Source organism: Neptuniibacter sp. (assembly GCF_024231755.1).
Lineage (GTDB): Bacteria > Pseudomonadota > Gammaproteobacteria > Pseudomonadales > Balneatricaceae > Neptuniibacter.
In genome coordinates, this window is the sequence record NZ_JAAEQH010000290.1 from 19,620 (window position 1) to 28,598 (window position 8,979).

The window sequence follows — 8,979 nt, forward strand, 5'->3', positions numbered from 1 at the left end:
ATGTTCTCTATCTTTTTTATCAACAGGCCTAAATTTGCCCTGGTTATATCCATTGTTCTGATGATCGCCGGTGGTCTCGCTATTATGAGCCTGCCAGTATCACAATTCCCGGATATCGTGCCGCCAAAGGTACAAGTACAGGCTAAATACCCAGGTGCCAATGCTGAGGTGGTAGAACAAGCAGTAGCCACTCCCATAGAGGCACAGGTCAACGGTGTGGATAACATGCTGTATATGTCCTCCACCGCAGCCAATGATGGTAGCTACACGCTGGATATCACCTTTGCCGTGGGTACTGATCCAGATCAGGCGGCGGTGAACGTACAGAACCGTGTTGCTCGTGCGGAATCGGCTCTTCCACAGGAGGTAGTACGTCAGGGTGTAACCACCAAGAAACAAGCCACTAATATGCTGCTGGTGATCAACCTGTTTTCTCCAGAAAGTACCTACGATGAACTGTTTCTGAGTAACTATGCATCTCTTTACGTCCAAGATGCGCTGGCCCGCATCAACGGTGTTGGTTCCGCTTCCCAGTTCAGCCCTATGGATTACGGTATGCGTGTCTGGCTAGACCCGGATCGCCTGAAAGCACTTGAGATGTCACCAAGTGATGTCAGCAACGCGATTCAGCAACAGAACATCCAGGCATCCGTTGGCATAATCGGCCAACCGCCACTGACCCAGAGCCAGCAGTTCCAGTACAACCTGCGCGCAAAAGGTCGTCTGGAATCGGTAGAAGAGTTTGAAAATATTATTCTACGTACGGGTGAAAATGGCTCTTCCGTTCGTCTACGTGATGTAGCACGTATTGAGCTTGGTTCACAAAGCTACAGTGCTTCAGCATCAATGAACGGTCAGCCTGCTGCAACCATCGCTATTTACCAGAGCCCCGGAGCTAACGCACTGGATGTAGCCGATCAGGTTTACGCTGAACTGGAACGCTTAAGCCAGCGTTTCCCGGATGATCTGGAATACGCCATCCTTTACGACACTACCCTGTCGGTGAAAGCCTCACTTCAAGAGGTAGTGGAAACCCTGTTTATCACCTTTACTCTGGTGGTACTGGTTACCTTCCTATTCCTAGCCGATTGGCGTGCGACGCTGATTCCATCAGCAACTATCCCTGTATCACTGATCGCAACGTTTGCGGTGCTTCAGCTACTCGGATTCAGCATCAATACCATCTCTCTGTTCGCCCTGATTCTGGCGATCGGTATTGTGGTAGATGATGCAATTGTCGTGGTGGAAAACGTTAAACGGCATATGGCGGAGGGCTTATCTGCCAGCGAAGCAACAGCGATATCGATGAAAGAGGTTATCGGGCCGGTTATCGCAACTACTCTGGTACTGCTTGCGGTATTTGTACCAGTGGCATTTATGCCTGGTATTACCGGAAGGCTTTACACAGAGTTCGCTGTAACCATTTCTGTAGCTGTCTGCTTCTCATCTCTGAATGCATTAACTTTGTCGCCAGCGCTATGTAGTCTTCTGTTGAAACCGTCAGAGGAACCTGCTGGCTTCTTCCGTAAATTTGATCAATTTATCGGCTGGACCCGTAAAGGCTATGTAAACAAGGTTACGTTCCTGAACCGTCGATTATTGCTCAGCATGGGCTTGCTCGCGGCTATGGGTGGTGGTGTTTACCATATGTTTTCAACCACCCCGACCGGCTTCCTTCCTTATGAGGATAACGGTGCATTCTTTATCAACGTTCAGCTGCCTGATGGCGCCTCTCTGAACCGTACAGAAGAGGTCATCCAACAGATTGATGCCATTCTTGAAGAGCAAAAAGGCGTTGAAAATCGCATAGCGATCAAAGGCTTCAGTATCCTCGGCGGAGCAGCTCCGAACGCGGCACTGGCCATCCCGGTGCTAAGTCACTGGGATGAACGTACTGATAAAGAGATGGCCTGGTACATGATCCTTCGAGAACTGAACGCCAAACTAGCAACAATTCCGGGGGCTAATATCATGGCCTTCCCGACTCCTCCGATTCCGGGTCTGGGTAATGCGGCAGGGCTTGAAGCGAATCTACTAGATCTGAATAACGGTTCACCACAGGAACTGGCTCAGGCAGTCAATGCCCTAATATTTGCGGCCAATCAGAAAGCTGAATTCAGCCGGGTTTACTCAACCTACTCGGCAAACGTACCTCAGCTGGAACTGGTAGTAGATCGCGATAAAGCCCTGGCGCTAGGCATATCGATTAGCGAGCTGTTCAGCACACTGCAGTCCCAACTGGGCACCCAGTATGTGAACGACTTCAACCTTTACGGTCGTAACTATCGGGTAATGCTGCAAGCCGATGCGGAGTTCCGCGACAACATTGATGATATCGGACATCTGAATATTAAGAGTAATCAGGGCTTCCTAGTGCCGGTCAGTGCTTTGGTAGATATCCAGCCAGTACTGGGACCACAGTCTTTAACCCGTTATAACCAGTATCGTTCTGCTGCTATCACCGCAATGCTTGGCGGCGGCACATCCACCGGGGATGGAATAAAACTGTTGGAACAGATTGCTGCAGAAAACCTGCCTGAAGGTTATGTACTGGAATGGACTGGTACAACCAAACAGGAGCTGGAATCGGGTGGTTACGTAATCATCATTATGTCTCTGGCAGTTTTGTTTGCGTACCTATTCCTGGTAGCACAGTATGAAAGCTGGACCATCCCACTGGCTGTAATGCTATCTATAACTGTTGCCCTGTTAGGTGCAATTCTGCCTCTATGGTTGATTCCTGGACTAACCAACAACCTGTACGCACAGATAGGCATAGTGATGCTGATCGGCCTTGCGAGTAAGTCTGCAATACTTATTGTGGAGTTCGCCAAACAGCTACGCGAGGAAGGACGCTCCATCGTCGATGCAGCAACCGAAGCAGCTAATTTGCGTTACCGCGCTGTATTGATGACTGCGTTCTCCTTTATTCTTGGTGTACTACCATTGGTAACTGCCAGCGGAGCGGGAGCAGCCAGCCGAATCTCTATCGGTTTTGTGGTATTAGGTGGCATGCTGCTGGCAACTGTGATCGGCATCTTCTTTATCCCATCATTGTTTGTTGCCATGCAGACACTTCGCGAAAAGGTAAAAGGGAAGCCTTCCGAATAATCGGGAGGCTGATCCTAAACAGGACAAGCAAATGAAACTACAGATTATCCTACTTACAGTTGTAGCAGTAATTGGCCTCAGTGCCTGCCAATCTAAACCGACCATGCCTGAATCTGCTTTAGCCTGTGAAAGCCCTCGGCCACAGATGTGCACACGAGATTATCGACCAGCATGTGGCTATATCTCTGAATCAGAACAGAAGACGTACTCCAATCCATGCGTGGCCTGTTCCGATGCAACAGTGAAGTGGGTTGAGCAAGGACAGTGTAAATAATCCTCAATCCACGACACTAAAAATACTTATCGAACAATGAGTTAATGGTTAGAATGCTGATTAAAAATAGATTAATTGCGACACATCAAAAGATTTATCAACTAAAATAGTTTAGCTGGCAATCCATTCACCAGCGCAACTAGAATGCCTAATCATAACGTTTTGGTTTGTGAAGTACGCAGTTTATGAATCTTTGTTACCGTTTCATATTTCATATCTTTATCTGCTTCGTGCTGTTGTTCACTTTGTTGCCAAGTGCAAATGCAAAGGATGTCACCCTCCAACTCAAATGGAAACATCAGTTCCAATTTGCAGGGTTTTATGCAGCACAAAAACAAGGCTATTACGCAGAAGAAGGTCTAACAGTCACAATCAACCCTGCTGATGGAAGCCAAACCGCAACCGATGTAGTTTTGTCCGATCAAGCAGAGTTTGGGATTTCAGATTCGAGTTTGGCTCTCTCGCGTTTAAAAGGGCAACCTGTAGTTGTTGTGGCAACAATCTTCCAACATTCTCCCCTTGGACTTATCACTCTTAAATCGTCTGAAATACTCAGCCCCCTCGAGTTAAAGGGGAAGAGTGTGATGTACCAGAAAAATATCGATGATGCTGTTATCACGGCAATGCTTGCTGAGTCCGGTCTGGCTGATTCAGGCTTTAAACATATTAAACACAATTTTGATGATCTTGCTTTATTAGGCGACATAGCCGTTGACGCGATGTCCGCTTATCTTACTGACCAGCCTTTTCTCTATCGGGAGAAAGGCATTGATATCAACATCATCTCACCTTCTAACTATGGGATTGATTTTTACGGTGACCTTCTCTTTGTTAAAGAAAGTTATCTGAAATCAAACCCTGCTGAGGTTGAAGCTTTTCGTCGTGCCAGTCTGAAAGGCTGGAAATATGCCCTTGAACATCAGGAAGAGATGGTAGATTGGATCCTGACCAATCTTTCCCCCGAAAAAAGCAGAGAGCACCTTCTTTTTGAAGCTCAGGAAACAGCCAAAATGATACGCCCAGATCTTATCGAACTGGGTCATTTTAGTATCTCAAGAATGCTTAGGATTGCGGATACATATAAGGCGTTAGGCTGGGCTAATGAAAACTCATCTCTAGACGGGATTGGTTACACACAACACCTAAACACATCCTCTCAAGGGATGTTTGCCGCCAAAGTTCTCGGGCTCATCATTGTCATAATGAGCAGTCTAATCCTCGCTTTCTGGCTAATTAATAAAAAACTAAAAGCGGAAGTTCACAAGCAGACAGAGTCACTCCGCGCGCAATCAAATTACCTGCAAAAAATAAAAGATCGGTTGGATTATGCGCAATCAATCGCCCGCTTAGGCAACTGGGAATGGTCTTGTGAAGATGATAACTGGTGGTGGTCCAATGAATTGAAAATCCTGTTAGGGCTTCCAACCCAAACCGCCCCCTCTCTGCAGCTGTACTTGAATTTTGTGCACCCCGACGACAGAGAGACTGTTGAAAGTTCACTCAATAAAGCTCTAACTTCACAGCAAGATTATCACCTTCAGTATCGCATTATCTCGGCACCAGGAGATGTCATTGATGTTGAAGAGAAAGTAGAGGTGATCCTTAATAACTCAGGGGAAACTGAAAGCTTCTTTGGCATTGTACTTGACGTAACAGAACGAAAAAAAGAAGCCGAAAGAATCTCTGAAAGTGAAAAGCTCTATAGACAGATGTTTGATAATAACACTGCTATAAAGCTACTCATTGATGCCGAAAGTGGCTACATTTTACGTGCCAATGATGCCGCATGCTCCTTTTATGGCTACAGCCATGATGAATTCTTAGAGATGAAGGTCTTTGAGATAAACGCACATACTCCAGACGAAATCCAGGATGAGATGACACTTGCTCTGGAGGAAGACAGACGTTTCTATCGTTTTAAGCACAAGCTAGCTAACGGTGAAACCAGAGATGTAGAAGTTCATTCAGGCCCAGTTGAGATTGATAGCAAAAAGCGCTTGTTCTCCATCATCGTTGATGTCACCGCTAGAAACAGATACGAATCAGAACTCATCACTAAAACCGCTGAGCTCGACAAAGAAAAATTGAAGCTCCGTGAAAGTGAACAGATGTACAAAACACTCTTTGAAGGAGTATCCATTGGCATTGTGATGCAGAACAGTATGGGGGAGATTACTGCTCTGAATGAAACTGCATCATCAATATTACAAGCTTCAAGAGAGGAACTGCTTAATAAATCCAGTTTTGACCCAAGCTGGGAAGCAATTAACGAAAATGGTATTTCAGTTTCTGGAGAAAACCATCCATTGTTGCACTCCGCACAGGAATGGCCCAACAAAACCGCATATTGGGCCTTAAATACCCGGACAGAACACTTTGGCTAAGTATTAATGCGCAACCACTATTCAAAGAAAACGAAGATTTCCCTTATGCCGTGATCTCTAGCTTTACCGACATCACACTCAGAATCACATATGAAAAAGCATTGAAGGATAGTCAGGCACGCGTACATCTTGCCCAAAGAATTTCTGGCTTAGGCGTTTGGGAATGGGATATCAGAACCAACGACGTTTTCTGGTCTGATGAAATGCTTGATATGTGGGGGTTTGAAAGAGGCACCTTTGATGGCTCTTTTGAGGTGGTGAAACTCTCCGTACATCCATCCGATTTCCAGATGTGGGCAGACGATGTGCAAAAAACTGTGCAAACGGGCGAACCCCACGAGCTGAAATTCAGAATTATAAAGCCAAACAATGAGATACGCTGGATTTACGCTCTCGGAGAATGTAGTCGAGATGAACAAGACAATCCGGTCAGGCTCACTGGGGTATGTAAAGATATCACTGCCGAATATGAGCAGGAAGCCCAACTCAAACGGGCTGCTAGTGTTTTTTCCCATGCTCAGGAAGGTATTATAATCACCGACACTGCAGGGAATATTATAGAAACAAACCAAGCTTTCCACGACATTACTGGCTTTACACAAGAAGAAGTTATTGGTGAAAACCCACGTATCCTGAAGTCAGGCATGCATGATGAAGCATTTTACAATGATATGTGGTCACACTTGCTGCAAGAAGGAAGATGGCACGGGGAAGTATGGAACAAAGGCAAAAATGGCGATTTTTTTGCCGAAAACTTAACCATTTCTGCGGTTGCAAACGAACAGGGTGAACACGCCTACTATGTGGGCGTTTTCTCAGATATCACAGAGCAGAAAGAGAAGGAAAACAGTCTGCAATATGAAGCCTACCATGATGTGCTGACTGGTCTCCCCAACAGAACATACCTTCACAAAACAATCAGTAAACGCCTTGCACGACGCACTTCTGACAATTTTTCCATTCTTTTCATAGATCTGGACGGTTTTAAAGCCGTCAACGATTCATATGGGCATGAGATCGGAGATGAACTCCTAATTCGCTTAAGCCGAAAAATGACAAACTTATTGAGGGAGAAGGATATTGTTAGCCGTATAGGTGGCGATGAGTTTGTTATTTTAGTAGACCAACTTGCCACACAACAGGAACTGAACGGCTTAACCAAACGGTTACTGGATGCTGCATCAGCTCCACTTACCATTAACCAACATCAGATTGCGGTTTCTGCCAGCATCGGCTGCATTGTTATTACAGAAAAGCCTGATTTGAGCATTGATAATCTTATCAAGAAAGCAGACAGAGCAATGTACAAAGCCAAACAACAAGGGAAAAACTGTTGTGTGATTGAGCTGTTGTCAGACCCGGAATAATATTCCGGGTCACCTTCCCAAAGTCATTTTTGCTGCCTCCCACCCCTGCATCGCCAGTTTACGTTCACTTTCCCAGCGGTAATGACCTGACTCACCGCTTTCACGAATAACCCGATGGCAAGGGATCAGAAAACCTATCTTGTTTGCCGCCATTGCAGATCCTACCGCACGAGAGGCTTTTGGTGATCCTGCCATCGCTGCCAGCTGCGAATAGGAAACCAATTCCCCCTCACCGACTCTTAGCAACGCTTCCCAAACCTTAAGCTGAAAGTTGGTTCCCTTCAGCAACAGGTGAAGAGGTTTTTGAGCAGAGGTATTAATAAAAACTCTTTCCATCAGATCACAGGCAGCTGAATTATCCCTGCTGAAATCCGCTTTGGGCCACTCAGATTTCAGTTCTTGTTCGTAGGCGGTTGCGTCGTTACTGAAGAATGCTAAATAACAGACACCTCTGCTGGTCCAGGCTACCAAGGCTCTACCAAAGGGAGTTAAGGCTTCACCATAACCGATCTCCAATCCTTCACCTTGAGCTTTAATCTCTCCCGGAGTCATGGCTTCGCAACTCACCATCAAGTCATGCAGACGGCCAGGGCCTGATAACCCGCTTTCCAATGTCGCCTGAAAAACCGACGTTGACTCTGCCAAGGCCTGTTTTGCTCTTTCTTTGGTAAGAAACTGAAGAAAACGTTTAGGAGAGACACCAGCCCACTGACTGAATAAACGCTGGAAATGACATTCACTCAAGCCCACCTGTTCAGCCACTTCAGCCAGAGAAGGTTGCTCGCTCGCTCTATCCCGAAGGAAGCGTATCGCCGTAGCAATCTGATCATAAGGGTGGGTGTTATGCTCAGGCATTTCAGTTTCCAAAATATATGTTGATACCCCAAACCCTATCCCCTTCCACGCTCTTGATCCACCCGATTCTTGCGCAAGAATGATGAAATTTTCCGTTTTGATTCCTCTGCCACTATCGCGTTAGCCTTACAGGTCTCTATATAGGAAACAGCTATGAATGAAATCAATATCGAACTTGGCATCAACCATCTTTGCAGTGTTGACGAGGATGTCGCTGAAGCAGTGAAACTGATCGGCCCTCCAGTCCCAAGGGTACGCCCTGTTGGTTTTGAAACCTTTCTAAATACCATTGTCAGCCAACAGATCTCTACTGAAGCCGCTCGTACCATCATGGGCCGGGTTAAAGAGTTATTAGTAGAAACCAGTGCAGAAAAAGTTCTGCAAACAGATACAGAAGAGCTAAGGTCAGTAGGCCTTTCCTATCGAAAAATAGAATATGCCAAAGGCCTGTCTGAGGCGGTGATCAATGGAAAACTAGATTTTGACGCACTAAGCAAAGCAGATACTGAATCAGCGATTGAACAGATAACCACTCTGCGTGGTTTTGGCCGTTGGAGTGCCGAAATATATCTGATGTTTTCACTACAAAGAGCGGATATTTTCCCCGCAGATGATCTCGCCCTGCGGGTAGCACTGGGTCGCCTGAAAGGGATGCAGGAAAAGCCAACCCCGAAACAATCCAGAGAGATAATTGAACACTGGTCACCTTGGCGTAGCGTTGGATCACTTTTCCTCTGGCACTATTATCGCGGGGCTCCTAACTAGAGAATTGTGCAACTTTAATATTAGAAGCTACGCAGATAAGGAAAAACACGCTACACTAAAAAGCCTGACAAAATGTAGGATAAGCCTGAAGTCATTTAGTTTATAACGAGCCAATACATGCAGGATGCAAGAGCACATATTTACTTTGTCGGTTTCGCACTGATTTTTCTGGTTTTCGCAGGCTCGTCGTTCTATTCCTATAACCGTTTCGCCGAATCCCGAA

At 46.0% G+C, this 8,979-nt stretch carries 6 protein-coding genes; 5 read left to right on the plus strand and 1 reads right to left on the minus strand.

Features of this window, described 5'->3' with window-relative positions:
* The 4 genes from GY843_RS17025 to GY843_RS17040 all read left to right on the plus strand — a co-directional run bounded on the left by GY843_RS17025 (position 1) and on the right by GY843_RS17040 (position 7,136).
* Positions 1–3,111, plus strand: a complete 3,111-nt coding sequence (locus tag GY843_RS17025) for an efflux RND transporter permease subunit (RefSeq protein ID WP_297311358.1) — start codon at positions 1–3, stop codon at positions 3,109–3,111.
* Between the two features lie 31 nt (positions 3,112–3,142).
* The gene (locus GY843_RS17030) at positions 3,143–3,385 is read left to right on the plus strand and encodes a hypothetical protein (RefSeq protein ID WP_297311360.1); all 243 of its coding nucleotides are present in this window, start codon (positions 3,143–3,145) and stop codon (positions 3,383–3,385) included.
* A 185-nt stretch (positions 3,386–3,570) separates the two neighbouring features.
* Positions 3,571–5,769 carry an ABC transporter substrate-binding protein gene (locus GY843_RS17035; RefSeq protein WP_297311361.1) on the plus strand — a complete coding sequence of 733 codons (2,199 nt, stop codon included), beginning with the start codon at positions 3,571–3,573 and terminating at the stop codon, positions 5,767–5,769.
* A complete protein-coding gene (locus GY843_RS17040; protein ID WP_297311363.1) occupies positions 5,712–7,136 on the plus strand; it encodes a bifunctional diguanylate cyclase/phosphodiesterase in 1,425 nt (474 codons plus the stop codon). Before GY843_RS17035 ends, GY843_RS17040 begins: the two co-directional genes overlap by 58 nt.
* A gap of 9 nt (positions 7,137–7,145) precedes the next feature.
* On the opposite strand, the gene GY843_RS17045 is transcribed toward GY843_RS17040, so the two are convergent.
* Entirely contained in the window at positions 7,146–7,991 is an 846-nt protein-coding gene (locus tag GY843_RS17045; protein WP_297311364.1) for a methylated-DNA--[protein]-cysteine S-methyltransferase, read from the minus strand.
* 153 nt (positions 7,992–8,144) lie between these two features.
* On the opposite strand from GY843_RS17045, the gene GY843_RS17050 reads away from it, so the two are divergent.
* Complete coding sequence (locus tag GY843_RS17050) at positions 8,145–8,756, plus strand: DNA-3-methyladenine glycosylase (protein WP_297311365.1); 612 nt, start codon at positions 8,145–8,147, stop codon at positions 8,754–8,756.
* The last annotated feature ends 223 nt before the right edge of the window (positions 8,757–8,979 follow it).